The sequence below is a fragment of the Actinomadura gamaensis genome (assembly GCF_042652125.1).
In the GTDB taxonomy this organism is placed as follows: Bacteria; Actinomycetota; Actinomycetes; order Streptosporangiales; family Streptosporangiaceae; genus Spirillospora; species Spirillospora gamaensis.
The window spans coordinates 699,931-716,529 of the sequence record NZ_JBHSIT010000001.1; the positions used below are offsets into that span (position 1 = coordinate 699,931).

Below are 16,599 nucleotides of genomic sequence, written 5' to 3' on the forward strand. Positions count from 1 at the left end.
ACAACATAATTTGGCGGCTGACTTCCCATATGTCCCGTTGACGAAGATCGCTCGGAACGTCCATTTCAGGGCTCTCGATCGCGAGGGTCCGAAGGAGGAGTGGTCCGTGAAACGACTCGTCACGGTCGCCGCGGTGACCGGCCTCGGGCTCGCGGGGCTCGGCCCGGCCGCCGCCTCGGCCGACCAGGGGGCGGCGAAACCGGCGCCGAAGCTGGCCTGGCACGCCTGCGCGGCCGACATCGTCAAGTCGGTCTCCGCGACCGACACCCCCCAGGCGCAGGGCTCCAAGCGCATCAAGTGCGCCGAGCTCCGGGTGCCGCTGGACTACGCCAAGCCGAACGGCACGAAGATCACGCTCGAGGTCACCCTCACGCCGCACACCGGCAAGGGCAAGGCCCTCGGGCAGATGGTCGTCAACCCGGGCGGTCCGGGCGGCTCGGGCGCCTACTTCGGCGGCCGGGTGTTCAACCAGAGCTCCAAGGCGATGCAGGACGCCTACGACTTCGTCGGCTTCGACCCGCGCGGGATCGGGCACAGCGTCCCGGCCATCCGGTGCGACCTGAAGTACCAGCTGGAGCCGCGCCCGGACTACGGCACGGGCGACCCCAAGTCGGAGAAGATCTGGCTGGCCAAGACCAAGAAGTACGCGCAGGACTGCGGCAAGGCCGACAAGGTCGGGCTGCTGAGCCACGACAAGACGATCGACTCGGCCAAGGACGTGGAGTCCATCCGCCGGGCGCTCGGAAACAGGAAGCTCGACTACTACGGCGCGTCCTACGGCACCTACCTCGGCCAGGTCTACGCCGCGCTGTACCCGAACAACGTCGGGCGGATGGCCCTGGACGGCAACATCGGCCCGTCCGGCGTCTGGTACGACGCGAACCTCCAGCAGGACATCTGGTTCGACCGGAACATCGACTACTTCTTCGGCTGGCTCGCCAAGTGGGACAAGGTGTACCACCTGGGCACGACCCAGAAGCAGGTGCGCAGCTGGTTCTACGACCTGCGCGCCAAGCTGGCGAAGAAGCCGGTGTTCGTGAAGGACCCGCAGTCCGGTGACGTCACGGCGGTCACGTCGGACTCGCTGACCGACAACATCCAGAACGCGGGCTACCGGCGGCTGCCGAGCTACTGGTTCCCGCCGGCGAACGGCCTGGCCGCCTACAAGAAGGGCGACATGGCCGGGTTCGCGGACGCCTTCGGCGGCCCGACGACCGGCGAGTCCGACGACAACAGCTACTTCGGTTACAGCGCCGTCCAGTGCACCGACGTGCAGTGGCCGACCAACTGGGCGAAGTGGCAGCGCGACAACACCCGGATCAACAAGAAGCACCCCTTCCTGACCTGGGGCAACGCCTGGTACAACACGCCGTGCCTGTACTGGCCCGCCAAGGCCGGCAAGCCGGTGGACGTGCGGCACGTCAAGAAGCTGCCGACGAACATCATGATGTTCAACGCCGCCAGCGACGCCGCGACGCCGTACCCGGGCGCGCTGGAGCTGCACCGCGCGCTGAAGGGCTCGCGGATGCTGGTCGAGTCCGACGGCCGGACGCACTGCATCGTGCACCGCGGCAACCCCGCCGTGGACGTCGTCTGGGACACCTACTTCCTGACCGGGAAGCGCCCCGCCAAGGGCCTGACCTACGTCAAGTCGACCGGTGACCCGGTTCCCCCGGCGAACGCCGCCCTCGCGGGCACGTCCGTCAAGGGCCTCGGCCTGGACATCGCCAAGTAAGACACCGCCCAGTAAGACATCGCTGGGTAAGGCTCCGGGCGACGGCGCGGTGCGCCGCTCCGGCGCCGCGGTGCGCCGCTCCGGCGCCGCGGTGCGCCGCTCCGGCGCCGCGGTGCGCGTCTCCGGCCCGCGGTGCGCTTCTCCGGCGACCGCGCCATCCTCCGCGGAACACGGGCTCCCGCTGACGTCTCGTCGGCGGGAGCCCGCTCTGTGCGGGCGATTCGTGACGTCCGGGCGGTTCGTCGTGTTCCCGCGGGTTGATCACAGTTTGATATCTACTCACATCGGCCTCTCCCGTCCGAACCTGAACAAACACCACAATCTGCCTAACTGTTGACGGAGCGATGCCGGGGGCCGCCCCCAGACGACCCCACCGAGGGGTGCGGTGCGCCCCGGCCGAGGGGGTTTGGTGAAGAAGCTCCTCCTGATCACGACCGCCGCGGCGGTCGGCGTCGGCGGCGCGGCCACGGCCGCGTTCGCGGACCCGGCCCCGACCGCGCCGAAGGCCGCGAGCGCGTCCAAGGTCACCTGGGGCGCCTGCCCCGACGACGGCTACGCCGCCTACTACAAGGCGACCAACGCCGAGTGCGGCCAGCTCGAGGTGCCGCTGGACTACGCGCGCCCGAACGGCAAGAAGATCTCCATCGCGGTGACCCGGGTGAAGCACACCGACACCAAGGACTACCGCGGCGTGCTGACCTTCAACCCCGGCGGCCCCGGTGGCGCCGGCCTGGTCTACGGCCCGTACTTCAAGCTGCTGCTGAACAAGCGCGGCTACGCCGCTCTCGCGGCCAAGTACGACCTCATCGGGTTCGACCCGCGCGGCGTCGAGTACAGCAAGCCCGCGCTGCGCTGCAACAGCGACTTCCAGAAGCCGGTGCGCCCGGACTACAACCCGGCCTCGCGCAAGGAGGAGGCCGCCTGGCTGGCCAAGTCCCGCAAGTACGCGCAGGACTGCACCAAGAAGTTCGGCTGGCTGCTGCCGCACATGCGGACCACCGACGCCGCCCGCGACCTGGAGCAGATCCGCCGCACGTTCGGCGCGGACAAGAAGCTCAACTACTGGGGCTTCTCCTACGGCACCTACCTGGGCGCCACCTACGAGACGCTGTTCCCGCGCCAGACCGGCAAGTTCGTCCTGGACGGCAACGTCAACCCGGACCACGTCTGGTACGACACGCAGCTCGACCAGGACCGCGCGTTCGAGCGGAACTTCAAGCTGTTCAACTCCTGGATCGCCAAGTGGGACAGCAAGTACCACCTGGGCACCACGGAGAAGGCCGTCGAGGCCAACTACTACAAGGCGCGCGCCGCGGCCGCCAAGGCCCCCATCGGCGGGACCATCGGCCCGGACGAGCTGGACGACATCGTCCAGCAGGCGCCGTACTACACCAGCGAGTACATCCCGGTGGCCGACGCGCTGTCCGCCTGGATCGTCAACAAGGACCCGAAGGGCCTGAAGGACCGCCAGGGCGACACCTCTGACGACAACAGCTTCGCGGTCTACAACGCCGTCCAGGCCGCGGACGCGCACTGGCCGCGGAACTGGAGCAAGTGGCACGACGACGCGGTCAAGCTGGTGAAGCAGGGCAACCGCTTCAACACCTGGCCGAACGTCTGGTTCAACGCGCCGATCTTCTACTGGCCGTTCAACGGCGGACCGAAGCTGCACATCAACGCCCGCCACACCAGCACGCCGACGCTGCTGATCCAGTCCACCCTGGACGCCGCGACCCCGTTCGACGGCGTGTTCGTCCAGCACCGCGAGCTCAACTCGCGCCTGCTGGCCGAGCTCGGCGGCAAGACCCACGCCAACAGCCTGGGCAACCAGTGCCTGTTCACCAAGGCCGTCTCCTACCTGGACACCGGCGCCCTCCCGGCGAACAAGCGCGGCGTGGACGACACCTGCGACGCCAACCCGGCGACCAACGACCCGAACCCGACGACCGTGTCGGCCAAGTCGCTGACCGCCGTGCCCGGCCTGCCCGACCTGGCGCTGCCGAAGATCCGCTGACCGGCGGCCTCCCGGCGCCCGAGCAGCACGCGACGGCGCGCCCCGCCCCCACCCGGGGCGGGGCGCGCCCCCCTTCCGAAGGACACACCGGATGAAGAAGATCGTCATCGCCGCGTCCGCCGCGGTCGTGGCCGTGGGCGGCACCGCCTCCGCCGCGGTCGCCGCCCCGGCGCAGGGCGCGGCCAAGCCGAAGGTCAGCTGGGTCAAGTGCACCGACCCGAAGCTGATCGAGGCCAAGGCCGACTGCGGTTTCGTGACCGTCCCGCTGGACTACGCCAGGCCCGACGGCAAGAAGATCCAGATCGCGATCTCGCGGACGCACCACACCGACGCCAAGAACTACCACGGCATCATGCTCGGCAACCCGGGCGGTCCGGGCGGTTCGGGCTACGCCTACTCCGAGAAGCTGCCGCGCTGGCTGAAGGGCGTGGGCCACCCGGAGGTCGCCGCCCAGTACGACTTCGTGGGCTTCGACCCGCGCGGCGTCGGGGCCAGCAAGCCCGCCCTGACGTGCGACGCGCACTACGCCAAGCCGCCGCGGCCGAACTACGTGCCGACCTCGGCGAAGATCGAGAAGTACTGGCTGGCGAAGTCGAAGAAGTACGCGCAGGACTGCGCGAAGAAGTACGGCTGGCTGCTGCCGCACCTGCGCACCACCGACGTGGCGCGCGACATGGACAGCATCCGCGCGGCCCTCGGCGCCAAGAAGACGAACTACTACGGCTTCTCCTACGGCACCTACCTGGGCTCGACCTACGCGACGCTGTTCCCGAAGCGCGTCGGCCGCATGGTGCTGGACGGCAACGTCAACCCGAAGACCGTCTGGTACGGCTCGCAGATCGAGCAGGACAAGGCGTTCGAGCGGAACATCAAGTTCTGGTTCGCGTGGCTCGCCAAGTACGACTCGGTCTACCACCTCGGCAAGACCGGGAAGGCCGTCGAGGCGCTGTACTACAAGACCCGCGCCGCCGCGCTGAAGAAGCCGATCGGCGGGGTCGTCGGCGGTGACGAGCTGGACGACATCGTCCTCAACGCCGGCTACTACACCTCGTCCTACGAGGACCCGGCCGCCGCGCTGTCGGCGTGGGTCGTCAAGAAGGACCCGAAGCCGCTGGTCGACAGCGTCGGCCCGGGCGACGACGACAACGGCTTCGCCGTCTACAACGCCGTCCAGGGCGCGGACGCCGCGTGGCCGCGCAGCTGGGCCAAGTGGAAGAGCGACGCGAACAGGCTCTACAAGCAGGGCTACCGCTTCAACACCTGGAGCAACGTCTGGTACAACGCCCCGGTGCTGTACTGGCCGTTCAAGGGCGGCCCGGCGCTGAACATCCAGGGCAAGAAGGGCCTGGGCGGCATCCTGCTCGTCCAGTCCACGCTGGACGCCGCGACCCCGGTCGCGGGCGGCTACGAGATGCACAAGCGCTTCCCGTCGTCGCGCCTGCTGGTGGAGCTCGGCGGCAAGACCCACGCCAACACGCTGAACGGCAACAAGTGCCTGGACGACAAGGTCGCCAAGTACCTGTCCACCGGCTGGCTGCCGAAGAGCCGTCCCGGCGCGGACGACTCCTGCAAGGCCGACCCGGCGCTGAACGACCCGAACCCGACGCAGCTGCGCTCGGCGGTCGCCGGCCCCGGCAAGGACCTCCCGGCCGGACGTCTCTGACGCCCGGACGCCCGTAGGGCCGTCTGCCCGCAGGGCAGGCGCCCGCAGGGCAGCGGGGCCGCTCCTCCTGGAGCGGCCCCGTTCCTGTTTGGCGCACCCTCCCGGTTCGGGCGGGCCCTCCCGGTTCGGGCGGGCCGTTCCTGTTCGGCGGACCGTCGCGGTTCGGGCGGGCCGACGTTGGCGTGAGAGAGCCGGGTTCCCGGTTTTCCTCGGTCTTCGCCCGGAAACGCGGGATTCTCAGATCTCCGGGACGGCGCCGACCCGGCCGGTAGAACACGAGGGTGCGCAACCCCATAGCCCACCGCGCGACGGCCGGGGCCGCCGCGACGGTCACCGCTCTCGCCGTCCTGTCCCTGCCCGCCACCTCCGCCGACGCCCGGCCCGCCCGCGCGTCGATCACCTGGCGGCCCTGTCCCAAGCACGATCCCGTAGAGAAGAACCGGCTGCGCGGCCTCCAGTGCGGGACGCTCCGGGTGCCGCTCGACCACGCCCACCCCCGCGGCGCCCAGATCACCCTCGCGCTGACCCGCGCCCGGCACACCGCCGCCCGCTCGCAGGGCGTCGTGCTGCTGAACCGCGGCGGGCCGGGTGCGCACGGCCGGGACATGCCGAAGCTGCTCACCCACGGGATGCCGCGCCGCGTCGCCGCCGCCTACGACTGGATCGGGTTCGACCCGCGCGGCGTCGGCGCGAGCCGGCCTGAGCTGGTGTGCGACCGGGCGTTCCAGGATCCGGGCCGTCCGCGCGCCGACACGATCCCTTCGAACGCCGCGGAGGAGAACGCCTGGCGGGCCCGCGCCGCGGCGTTCGCGGCCGACTGCGCGCGCCGCTACCCCCGCCTGCTGCCGCACATGGGCACCGCGGACTGGGTGCGCGACATGGACGACATCCGCGCCGCGCTCGGCCAGCGCAAGATCAACTATCTGGGCTACTCGTACGGCACCTACCTGGGCGCGGTGTACGCCTCGACGTACCCCGGCAGGGTGCGGCGCATGGTGCTGGACAGCGTCGTCCGGCCGAGCGGCGTCTGGTACGACGACAACCTCGACCAGGACGTGGCGTTCCAGAAGCGGATCCAGGCGTACTTCTCCTGGATCGCCCGCTACGACTCCGTCTACCACCTCGGCCGCACCGGGCCGCAGGTGGCCGCGGCCTACGCCAGGGCCCGCGCCCGGCTGAAGGCGAAGCCGGTGAAGGGCCGGATCGGCCCGTCCGAGCTGGACGACGTCTTCCTCTCCGACGGCTACGGGAACTTCGCCTGGCCGGATCACGCCAAGATCCTCTCGGCCTACCTGCGCGGCGACGCCAAGCCGCTCGCCGCGGAGTGGCGTCCGCCGACCCTTCTCGACCAGAACGACTACACCGTCTACACGGCCGTCCAGTGCCGGGACGCTTACTGGCCGCGCGACTGGACGCGCTGGCACGTCGACAGCGTCCGCCTCTACCGCTCCGGATACACGTTCGAGACCTGGAGCAACACGTGGTACAACGCGCCGTGCGCGACGTGGCGGGGGCCCGAGGGGCCGGTGCCGCGGGTCGGCGCGCCCGCGAACCTCGCCCCGGTGCTGCTCGTCCAGGGCACCGAGGACGCCGCGACCCCGTTCGACGGCGCCCTGGAGACCCGGCGGCGGCTGCCGCGCTCCCGGCTGCTGGTGCAGGTCGGGGGCGGTAACCACGGGGTCACCCTCGGCGGGGACCGGTGCGTGGACGGCGCCGTCGCGCGCTACCTGGCCAGGGGCGCGCTGCCCCGGCCGGGCGCGACCTGCAAGGCCCCGCCGCCGCCCACCCCGGACGGCAAGGGCAAGCGGGTCCGGGCCCGGGTCCCCGGACCGGTGTCCGCACCGGTCGGGGCGAGGTTCTAGTCTTGGATACGTGGTGCTGACAACGGCGATGGCGGCCCGATAGCCATGCGGATGCTGGGGGCGTCGCCCGTGCGGGTGCTGGACGACCGGCACCGCGACGAGGCGCTGCGCATCCTGGACGCCGATCCCGTGGCGAACGTGTTCGTCGGCTCGCGCGTCCACGCCGCCGGGCTCGACCCCCGGCGGCTCGGCGCGCAGATGTGGGGCTACTCGCGGGACGGGCGGCTGCTGTCGCTCTGCTACGCCGGGGCCAACCTGATCCCGGTGAACGCCGGGCCGGACGCCGTCCGCGCGTTCGCCGAGCGGGCCCAGGCGCAGGGGCGGCGCTGCTCGTCCATCGTGGGCCCGGTCGAGGCGGTGACCGGGCTGTGGGAGATCCTCGGCCCGTACTGGGGCCCGCCGCGCGCGGTGCGCGGGCTCCAGCCGGTCATGGCGACCTCGCGGCCCCCGCAGGTCCCGGCCGACCCGCTCGTCCGCCGGGTCGCGATGTCGGAGTTCGAGCTGATCTACCCGGCCTGCGTGGCGATGTTCACCGAGGAGGTCGGGGTTTCGCCGAACGCGGGCGACGGCGGCGTCCTGTACCGGGCGCGGGTCGCCGAGCTGATCCGGTCCGGCCGCGCGTTCGCCCGGATCGAGGACGGCCGGGTCATGTTCAAGGCCGAGGTCGGCGCGGTCACCCCGTACGCCTGCCAGGTGCAGGGCGTATGGGTGCCGCCCGACCTGCGCGGGCGGGGCCTGTCGGTGTCGGGCATGGCGGCGCTGGTCACCGAGTCGCTGCGCACGATCGCGCCGGTCGTGTCGCTGTACGTGAACGACTACAACGTCCGGGCCCGCGCCGCCTATCGCCGGGTCGGGTTCGACGAGGTCGGCGAGTTCATGTCCATCTTGTTCTGATTGTCCCTATTTGGACGGTCAGGAGACCAGGAGCGCCAGCAGGCGGTCGAGCTCGGCCGCCGGATCGCAGGTGAGGCCCGCGTGCACCGGGCCGGGCTGGACGATCGTGCTGCGCGGCGCGGTCAGCCAGCGGAACCGTCCGCCGGGCGGCTCCGCGGCGGCCTGGCCCGCGTCCTCGCCGCCCCGGCACAGCCCGGCCACGGCGGCCAGGGCCGTCCGGACGCCGTCCACGTCGAGGGACGGGTCGAGCGCCCGCAGCCGCGCCTCGTCCACGTGCGTCGCGCAGCCGAGGTAGTCGAGCGCGCGGCAGTAGACCAGCACGCCGACGTTCATGGACTCGCCGCGCTCGATGCGCGGCACCACCCGCACCGTCGCGTACTCGAACACCTGCTTCCCGGACGCCGTCGCCCCCACATTGGCCCTGCTCACCGCCGCGCTCGCGCCAAGGGCGCTCGCGCCGGCCGTGCTCGCGCCGGCCGTGTTCGCGCCGGCCGTGTTCGCGCCGGCCGTGCTCGCGCCGACCGTGCTCGCGCCGACCGTGCTCGCGCTGGGGGTGTTCGCGTCGGCCGTGCTGGCGCCGGGCGTGTTCGCGCTGGGGGTGTTCGCGCCGGGCGTGCTCGGGTCGGGCGTGTTTGCGCTGGGGGTGCTCGGGGCTGGGGGGGCGGTGTCGGGGGTGCTCGGCCGGACGGTGTTCACGCGGGGCCTCCCAGCCAGCCGGGACGCTTCTCGCCGCGCCGCTCGCCGGTGTGCGGCCGGCGGTCGCTGACGTCGAGCGACGGCAGCCAGTCGCGCGGGTTCTCGGTCCGCCGGGTCAGGATCCGGACGTAGGCGTCGCGCACCTCGTCCGCCGAGCCGAAGCCGGGCTCGCCCTCCAGCCAGGCGTCCGGGACGAGCTCGGTCAGCTCGCGCAGCACGTCCGGGGTGATCTTGGGAAGGAACTCGGCCTCGGCCTCCGCCAGGTGCCGGGCGAACGGGGTGAGGACGTGGTCGTCCACGTCGTAGGCGCCCGCGAACAGCCGCTCGGCGTTGGCCCAGGCGTGGTGGAAGATCAGGCTCGCGCCGTGGTCGATGAGCCAGACGTCCCGGTGCCAGACGAGCATGTTCGGGTTGCGCCAGCTCCGGTCCACGTTGCCGATGAAGGCGTCGAACCACAGCACGCGGGAGGCGAACGTCCGGTCCGGCTTCCAGCCGATCGGGTCGAACCCGAGCGAGCCGGGCAGGAAGTCGACCGCGAGGTTCCAGCCGGAGCTGGCCTTCAGCAGGTCCTGCACGTCGGGGTCGGGCTCGTGCCGCCCGATCGCCGGGTCCAGCTCGATGATCCGCAGCTCCGGGGTGCGCAGCCCGAGCCGGCGCGCCAGCTCCCCGGCGATCACCTCGGCGACCAGGGCCTTGCGGCCCTGCCCGGCGCCGTGGAACTTCATGACGTAGGTGCCGAGGTCGTCGGCCTCGACGACGCCCGGCAGCGATCCGCCCTCGCGGAGCGGCGTCACGTACCGGGTGGCGGTTACGAGCGGCAGCACACGTGCACGCTATCGGACGTCATGATGTGGCCATGACCTTCGTGGACCTCACCCAGCCGGTGGAGAGCGGCATGCCGGTCTACCCCGGCGACCCCGAGGTGCTGGCCGGGCTCGTGCTGACCGCCGTCAAGGACGGCGCGAACGTGGCGCGGCTGCATCTCGGCTCGCAGTCCGGCACCCACGTGGACGCGCCGTTCCACATCGACGACGCGCTGCCCCGCCTGTCCGACCTGCCGCTGGAGCGGTTCGCCGGCCGGGCCGTGATCATGGACGCGACGGACGTGCCGGACCGGGAGATCGGGCCGGAGCTGCTGCCGGACGGCCTGCGCGCGGGCGACGTCCTGCTCGTCCGGACGGGCTGGTCGGCGTACTGGGGCAGCCCCGAGTACTGGACGACCCACCCGTACCTCGCGATCCGGACGGCGTCGGCGATCGTCGCCGCCGGCGTCCGGACGGTGGGCATCGACGCGGCGAGCGTCGATCCGCCCGACTCGCTCGCCGCCCATGCGGTGCTGCTCGGGGCGTCCGCCGTGATCTGCGAGAACCTGACCTCGCTGGAGCAGGTGACCGGCCCCGCCGAGGTGATGCTGTTCCCGCTGCGGCTGGCCGGCCTGGACATGGGCGACGGCGCGCCCGTCCGCGCCGTCGCCCGCCTCACCGCCTAGCCGGACCCGGCCCGCCACGTAGCCGGACCCGGCCCGCCACGTAGCCGGACCCGGCCCGCCGCGTAGCCGGACCCGGCCCGCCATGGGACCGCCAGGTGGGCGGACGGACCGGGTCCCTCGCGCGGCCGGATCCGGCTCACATCTTGGCGATGACCTCGTCGGCGAAGCGCTCCATGCTCGCGATCTTGAGGTCCGTCCCGCTGTACCGGGCCTCCTCCTCGTCGGTCGGCATCCACCAGGGCGCGGCGAGCGTGCCGGAGACGCCGCGCTCGCGCCATTTCCGGTAGAGGCCGGCGCTCGGGCGCTTCGCGATCGGGGCCACGACCTGGAGGTCGTCCAGGGTGCGGCCGTGCTCGGCGAGGTGGCCCTTGAGCCGTTCGAGCAGGTCGGAGAGGTCGTCCTCCTTGTAGACGCGGTTGCCGATCCAGCCGTCGCCGATGCGGGCGGCGCGGCGCAGCGCGACGTCGCTGTCCCCGCCGACGAACACCGGCACCGGCGCGGACGGCACGGGCGCGATGCTGAGCGGCCCGTGGTCGTAGAAGCGGCCGTGGTGCTCGACCCGGCCGCCCTTCCACAGCTCGCGCAGCGCCGGGACCATCTCGTCCAGGCGCTTGCCGCGCGTCCGGAAGTCCTGGCCGGTCTGCCGGAACTCGTCCTCGCACCAGCCGACCCCCACGCCGAGGATCGCCCGGTCGCCCGACAGGACGGCCGCGGTGGAGACGGCCTTCGCGACGGTGAACAGGTCCCGCGCCGGGGCGACGTAGACGTTGGTGGCGAACCGGACCCGGTCTGTCGCCGCCGCCATCGCCCCGATGGTGACCCACGCGTCCGGCCAGTGCGTGCCCTCGGCGTAGGGCGGCGCGCCGGTCTCGCTGTAGGGGTAGGGCGCCTCGTAGTCGGCGTAAAACAGGTGGTCGGACACGGTGACCACGTCGTAGCCGAGCCGGTCGGCGGCCTTCGCCAGCGGCACGTACTCGCCGGCGTCCACGAAGGACGCGCCGAGCCAGAACTCCACGGCCGTCAGTCCTGGAACTCGGGGATGACCTTGGTGGCGAACAGCTCCAGGTTCCGCTTGACCGTGTCCAGCGGCAGGACGCCCTGCTGGCCCTGCATGAACAGCCCGAACCACTCCAGGTCCGGCATCCGGTCGAGCATCCGCTGGATGCCGCGCTTGACGTCGTCGGGGCCGCCGATGAGCGCCATCTCGACGTCGGCCATGCGCTTGAAGTCGCCCTTCTCCGGCGAGATCGGCTGGTGCCGGTCGTCCTCCTTCTTGCGCAGGACCTCCAGGTAGCCGAACGGGCCGAAGAACGACGCGAAGTCCTTCTGCATGCCCTTGCCGTAGGTGGCGATGGCCTCCTCGCGGGTGTCCGCCATCCCGACGATCTTCAGGATGCCGGTGTGCTCGCCGAGCTTGTACGCCTTGCCGAGCTTGGCGCACTCGTCCTGGTAGAGCTTGGCCTTCTTGGCGTGCTCGTCCGGGTTCGGGGTGAACATCCAGGGCAGGATGCCCTCCTGGGCAGCGCGCACCACCGACCGGTCGGACACGGTGAACGGCTGCCACAGCTCGGGGTGCGGGTCCTGGTAGGGCCGGGGGCAGACCGAGACCGAGCGCAGCACGCCCTCGTCGTCGATCTCGCCGGGCGCGCCGAACGTCCGCGTCCACTCCTGGGCGGGCCAGCCCTCGATGCCCTCGAACGGCGCGGGCACCTCGTAGTCGAGGACGTCGCTCTTGTAGCGCAGGCTGTCCTGCTCCCACGCCATCTTCATGATCTTCAGCACCTCGCCGAACACGTCGAAGTTGCGGTCGTCGGACTTCGAGCCGTCCGAGCGGGCCGCCGCCGCGTGCCAGCGCTGCCCGAGGACGTTCGCCCAGCGCGCCTGGTAGCCGCGCGCGACGCCGAGCCGGAGCCGTCCCCGCGAGAAGTGGTCGAGCAGCGCCACGTCCTCGGCGGCGCGGATGGGGTCCCACGCGGGCAGGACGAGCCCGAGCGGCGCGAGCAGGATCCGCTCGGTGCGGGCCGCGAGGTCGGTGAGGAACATCAGCGGGTTGACCGAGAACTCGAAGCCCTCGGAGTGGAAGTGGTGCTCGGTCATCATCAGGGCGTCGAAGCCGATCCGGTCGGCGTGCACGGCGATCTCGCGGACCTCGTGCAGCAGCTTCTGGTACGACTCGCGGTCGCGTCCGATCGGCCGCTTGGCCTTGGCGTTCTCCTCGGCGGCCCACCCGGAGCCGGGGATCTGCGGGTTCAGAAAGATCGCGAACTTCACGCGGGCGTCTCCTTAGCGAGCGGTTCGATCGGGTGATGCGACGGGGGCTGAGGTGCGCAGGGCCGAGGGCGGAGCCGGGGCGGCCCGGTCGAGCTCGTCCAGCCAGCGGCGGACGACGAGGGTGAACTCGGCCGGCCGCTCGGCGTGCAGCCGGTGGCCGGCGCCCGGCCACACCTCGGCGCGGGAGGCGGGATGCCGGAACAGGCCCCGCTCCCAGGAGGCCGACGCGCCCTGGGCGGCGGACCAGCAGGACAGCACCGGGCACTCGCGCCGGGCCAGGTAGGCGTCGCCCTGCGGGCGGACGCCGAACGCCGCGTCCCCGTCGTACAGCGCGGGGAACGCCTCGGCGAGGGCCTGCGGCGCGGTGGCGAGGATCTTGCGGCGGTGCCAGGCGAGCAGCCAGGACGGCGAGGCGGGCGTGTGGCACCATTCCTCGTTCGCCAGCGCGGTCGGGTACGGATCGCCGGACCGCAGGCCCTCGTACATGGCGGGGAAGCCGGCGGCGATCTCGGGCGTCTGGCCGTAGGCCGGGTCCACGCAGACGAGGGCGCGGACGCGGGCCGGGTACTCGACGGCGAGGGCGCTGACGGCCATCGTCCCGAGGGAGTGGCCGATCGCGACGACCGGTTCGGTGACGCCGAGGTGGTCCAGCAGCCGGACGAGGTCGCCGGCGAAGTCGTGCGGCGCGTAGCCGGTCGCGGGCGCGGACGACAGGCCGTGCCCGCGCAGGTCGGGCGCGATGATCCGGTACCGCTTGCCGAACTCGGGGAAGTGGAAGACCCAGTCGTCGGAGTCGGCGCCGTAGCCGTGCACCAGCAGCAGCGTGCCGCGCGGCTCCCGCCCGGCGGGGGAGTCGTCGGTGAAGAACACCCGCACGTCGCCCAGCTCTGCGAACGGCATCGGTCTGGCCTCCTCGGATTAACCGAACAAGCGCACGCTACATCAATCGATGGAAGCCGAGCAATCGCTTGGTTGTGGATACAGTGTGACGCATGTCGCGCCCGCGCGCACCGGACGCGCGCGCCCCGCGGGGCGAGGCGCGCGCAGCGGAGGGAGCCCGGATGCGCCTCGGGATCACGATGTTCGCCACCGACCGCACGATGCCGCCGCACGAGCTGGCCGCCGCCGCCGAGGAGCGCGGCTTCGCCTCGCTCTACCTGCCCGAGCACACCCACATCCCGGCCGCCCGCACGACCCCGCCCCCGACCGGCGACGACACCCTCCCCGAGGAGTACGCCCGCACCCTGGACCCGCTCGTCGCGCTCGCCGCCGCCGCCGTCGTGACCCGCACGATCACGCTCGGCACGGGCGTCCTGCTCGCCGCGCAGCGCGATCCGGTCGTCACCGCGAAGGCGGTCGCGACGCTCGACCGGATCTCGGGCGGACGGGTCGTCCTCGGCGTCGGCTACGGCTGGAACCGCGAGGAGGCCGCCGACCACGGCGTGGACTGGACGACCCGCCGCGCGCGCGTCCGGGAGCACGTGCTCGCCATGCGCGAGCTGTGGACGAAGGACGAGGCCGCGTTCAAGGGCGAGTACGCCGCGTTCGAGCCGAGCTGGTCATGGCCGAAGCCCGAAGGCCGGATCCCCGTGCTGCTCGGCGGCGCGCCGGGGCCGACGCTGTTCGCGCACGTCGCCGAGTACGGTGACGGCTGGATGCCGATCGGCGGCGCGGGCGTCCGGGAGGCGCTGCCCGCACTCCGCGCCGCCTGCGAGGCCGCCGGACGGCCGATGGCCCGGGTCGTCCCGTTCGGGACCGTGCCCACGCCGGGCAAGCTGGAGTACTACGCGGGGCTCGGCGTCGAGGAGGTCGTGCTGCGCGTCCCCGGCGGCGGCCGGGACGCGGTGCTGCCCGTCCTCGACCGGTACGCCGCCGAGCACGCCGGACGCTAGCGGATGATCCGGAAGCAGAAGAAGGTCGGGAACCGGATCCACTTCCCCTTGCCGCCGGACACCGCCCCGACGATCGGGAACACCCAGCCGCCGATCAGCAGCTCCAGGTAGACGAAGACCAGCGGGACCAGGAACGCCGGGTTCTTGAAGATGATCGCCGGAACCGCGCACACCGCGCCCAGCGCCAGCAGGTGGATCAGCATCGTGAGCTGGAAGTTCAGCGCCTGCGCCGTGTGGTACCGGACGAACGGCGAGGTGTTCTTCTTGATCAGGTAGATGACCAGCGGGGCGAGGAACCCGACGAACAGCATCAGCACGTAGCTGAGCACCACCATGTTCGTGTCGTCGCCGTTCACCGGCCCGCCCGGGCCGGGCGGGTGCGGCGGGACGCCCGGCGGGCCGTAGCCGTAGCGGGGGTCGTAACCGTACGGTGAGCCGTACGGGCCGGGTTGCGGAGGCGGTGGCGGCTGGTCGTTCACTGTTCTCCACATCGACGGGGATGCCAGGATGCAATCTAGCGTGAACCGGTCACCCGGTCCCGGCGTCGAACGGCGGAGGAGGGTGCGATGCCGGCGGCTCTGCGCGCGGACGACCCCGACCGGCTGGGCCGGTACGAGCTGACCGGCCGGCTCGGCGCGGGCGGCCAGGGCGTGGTCTACGCCGCGCTCGCCCCGGACGGCCGCCGGGTCGCCGTCAAGCTGCTGCGCACCGGGTTCGGCGACGACGAGGAGGCCCGCGGCCGGTTCCTCCGGGAACTGGACGTGGCCAAGAGGGTACGCCGGTTCTGCACCGCCGCGGTGCTCGACGCGGACGTGACCGGCGACCACCCCTACATCGTCAGCGAGTACGTGGACGGCCCGTCGCTGGACGAGGTCGTCCGCGCCGAGGGCCCGCGCGGCGGCGGCGCGCTGGAGCGGCTGGCCGTCGGCACCGCGACCGCGCTCGTCGCGATCCACCAGGCGGGCGTCGTCCACCGGGACTTCAAGCCCCAGAACGTCCTGCTCGGCCCGGACGGTCCGCGCGTGATCGACTTCGGCATCGCGCGGTTCTGGGAGGGCGCGACGCTGGTGCCGTCGGGCGTGGTCGGGACGCCGGTCTACATGGCTCCCGAGCAGCTCAGGGGCGAGTGGGTCGGTCCGGCCACCGACGTGTTCGCGTGGGCGGGGACGATGGTGTTCGCCTCCTGCGGGCGTCCGCCTTTCGGGGACGACACGGTCCCCGCCGTGTTCGGGCGGGTGCTGGGCGGCGAGCCGGACCTCGGGGCGCTGACGGGGACGCTGCGCGCGCTCGCGTCCCGCTGCCTCGCCAAGGACCCGGCGGCCCGTCCGTCGTCCTCGGAGGTGCTGCGCTCGCTGCTCGGCGACCCCGACACGGCGGACGCCGAACTGCCGGCCGCCGCGCAGCAGCGCGTCGCCGAACCGGAATTCGGCGGGGACGTGCCGCCCTGGTACACGACCAGGCCGTCCGGGAAGGGCGGCAGCCGCCTTCCGGCGGTCCTCTCGCTCGTCGCGGCGGTCGTCGCCGTGGCCGCCGCCGGGGTCGTCGGTGGCCTGCTGCTGGCCTCGCACGGCCAGCGGACGCCGCCGGCCGGCGGTCCGACGGGGGCGCGGTCGGCCCTCGCGCCGGCGACCGCGCCCGCGTCGACGCCGGCGCCCGCGTCCCCGGCCCCGTCCAGCTCGTCCGAGTCGCCGACCGAGCAAACGCCGTCTTCGGCCGCGCCCACCGCGACGGCGACGCCCAGTCCGTCCGCGGCGGCGTTCTCGGCGCAGGAGGCGGGCACGTGGAGCGGGCAGGTGCTCCAGAGCGACGGCAAGGTTCTCCCGGTGACGCTGACGCTGCCCGAGGGCGGGACGGTCGGCCACGTCGACTATCCCGCCCAGAGGTGCTCCGGTGACGAGACGCTCACCGGGCGGACGTCCGGCGCGATGGTGCTCCGCGAGAACATCACCGCCGGCGCGGACAAGTGCGTGCCCACCGGCACCCTCACCCTGACGCCCCGGCAGGACGGCCTCTACTTCGACTACTACGGCGTCGGCCGGACCCGCGCCTGGACGGTGAAGGGCCTGCTCACCAGGAGCTAGCC

At 72.4% G+C, this 16,599-nt stretch carries 14 protein-coding genes; 8 read left to right on the top strand and 6 right to left on the bottom strand.

Features of this window, described 5'->3' with window-relative positions:
• Window positions 1-106: 106 nt before the first annotated feature.
• The 5 genes from ACFPCY_RS03275 to ACFPCY_RS03295 all read left to right on the top strand — a co-directional run bounded on the left by ACFPCY_RS03275 (window position 107) and on the right by ACFPCY_RS03295 (window position 8,168).
• Window positions 107-1,735: an alpha/beta hydrolase gene (locus tag ACFPCY_RS03275; RefSeq protein WP_378252037.1), complete on the top strand. Its 1,629-nt coding sequence runs from the start codon at window positions 107-109 to the stop codon at window positions 1,733-1,735.
• 409 nt (window positions 1,736-2,144) lie between these two features.
• Window positions 2,145-3,749, top strand: a complete 1,605-nt coding sequence (locus tag ACFPCY_RS03280) for an alpha/beta fold hydrolase (RefSeq protein WP_378252038.1) — start codon at window positions 2,145-2,147, stop codon at window positions 3,747-3,749.
• A gap of 91 nt (window positions 3,750-3,840) precedes the next feature.
• Window positions 3,841-5,412 (top strand): alpha/beta hydrolase, encoded by a 1,572-nt coding sequence (locus tag ACFPCY_RS03285; RefSeq protein WP_378252039.1) that lies wholly within the window; start codon window positions 3,841-3,843, stop codon window positions 5,410-5,412.
• Window positions 5,413-5,693: 281 nt separating this feature from the next.
• Window positions 5,694-7,274, top strand: a complete 1,581-nt coding sequence (locus ACFPCY_RS03290; protein ID WP_378252040.1) for an alpha/beta fold hydrolase — start codon at window positions 5,694-5,696, stop codon at window positions 7,272-7,274.
• 51 nt (window positions 7,275-7,325) lie between these two features.
• Entirely contained in the window at window positions 7,326-8,168 is an 843-nt protein-coding gene (locus ACFPCY_RS03295) for a GNAT family N-acetyltransferase (protein ID WP_378252567.1), read from the top strand.
• Between the two features lie 18 nt (window positions 8,169-8,186).
• On the opposite strand, the gene ACFPCY_RS03300 is transcribed toward ACFPCY_RS03295, so the two are convergent.
• The gene (locus ACFPCY_RS03300; protein WP_378252569.1) at window positions 8,187-8,597 is read right to left on the bottom strand and encodes a DUF3037 domain-containing protein; all 411 of its coding nucleotides are present in this window, start codon (window positions 8,595-8,597) and stop codon (window positions 8,187-8,189) included.
• Window positions 8,598-8,860: 263 nt separating this feature from the next.
• Complete coding sequence (locus ACFPCY_RS03305; RefSeq protein ID WP_378252041.1) at window positions 8,861-9,688, bottom strand: HipA family kinase; 828 nt, start codon at window positions 9,686-9,688, stop codon at window positions 8,861-8,863.
• A gap of 32 nt (window positions 9,689-9,720) precedes the next feature.
• Between ACFPCY_RS03305 and ACFPCY_RS03310 the strand changes: the two genes are divergently transcribed.
• Window positions 9,721-10,353, top strand: coding sequence for a cyclase family protein (locus tag ACFPCY_RS03310; protein ID WP_378252042.1), 633 nt, complete (start codon window positions 9,721-9,723; stop codon window positions 10,351-10,353).
• A gap of 136 nt (window positions 10,354-10,489) precedes the next feature.
• Here the strand turns inward: ACFPCY_RS03310 and ACFPCY_RS03315 are convergent, their stop codons facing one another.
• Genes ACFPCY_RS03315 through ACFPCY_RS03325 form a run of 3 tightly spaced genes read right to left on the bottom strand, consistent with a single transcriptional unit; the run spans window position 10,490 to window position 13,524 of the window.
• Entirely contained in the window at window positions 10,490-11,368 is an 879-nt protein-coding gene (locus ACFPCY_RS03315) for a TIGR03619 family F420-dependent LLM class oxidoreductase (RefSeq protein WP_378252043.1), read from the bottom strand.
• A gap of 5 nt (window positions 11,369-11,373) precedes the next feature.
• On the bottom strand, window positions 11,374-12,624 hold the full coding sequence (locus ACFPCY_RS03320) for an LLM class flavin-dependent oxidoreductase (RefSeq protein ID WP_378252044.1): 1,251 nt from the start codon (window positions 12,622-12,624) through the stop codon (window positions 11,374-11,376).
• A 12-nt stretch (window positions 12,625-12,636) separates the two neighbouring features.
• On the bottom strand, window positions 12,637-13,524 hold the full coding sequence (locus ACFPCY_RS03325) for an alpha/beta fold hydrolase (protein ID WP_378252045.1): 888 nt from the start codon (window positions 13,522-13,524) through the stop codon (window positions 12,637-12,639).
• Between the two features lie 161 nt (window positions 13,525-13,685).
• Here ACFPCY_RS03325 and ACFPCY_RS03330 point away from each other — a divergent pair, with 161 nt between their 5' ends.
• Window positions 13,686-14,516 carry a TIGR03619 family F420-dependent LLM class oxidoreductase gene (locus tag ACFPCY_RS03330; RefSeq protein WP_378252046.1) on the top strand — a complete coding sequence of 277 codons (831 nt, stop codon included), beginning with the start codon at window positions 13,686-13,688 and terminating at the stop codon, window positions 14,514-14,516.
• Here the strand turns inward: ACFPCY_RS03330 and ACFPCY_RS03335 are convergent.
• Window positions 14,513-15,007, bottom strand: coding sequence for a DUF4870 domain-containing protein (locus tag ACFPCY_RS03335; protein WP_378252047.1), 495 nt, complete (start codon window positions 15,005-15,007; stop codon window positions 14,513-14,515). The genes ACFPCY_RS03330 and ACFPCY_RS03335 overlap by 4 nt on opposite strands.
• A gap of 75 nt (window positions 15,008-15,082) precedes the next feature.
• Between ACFPCY_RS03335 and ACFPCY_RS03340 the strand changes: the two genes are divergently transcribed.
• Complete coding sequence (locus tag ACFPCY_RS03340) at window positions 15,083-16,597, top strand: serine/threonine-protein kinase (RefSeq protein ID WP_378252048.1); 1,515 nt, start codon at window positions 15,083-15,085, stop codon at window positions 16,595-16,597.
• Window positions 16,598-16,599: the final 2 nt, after the last annotated feature.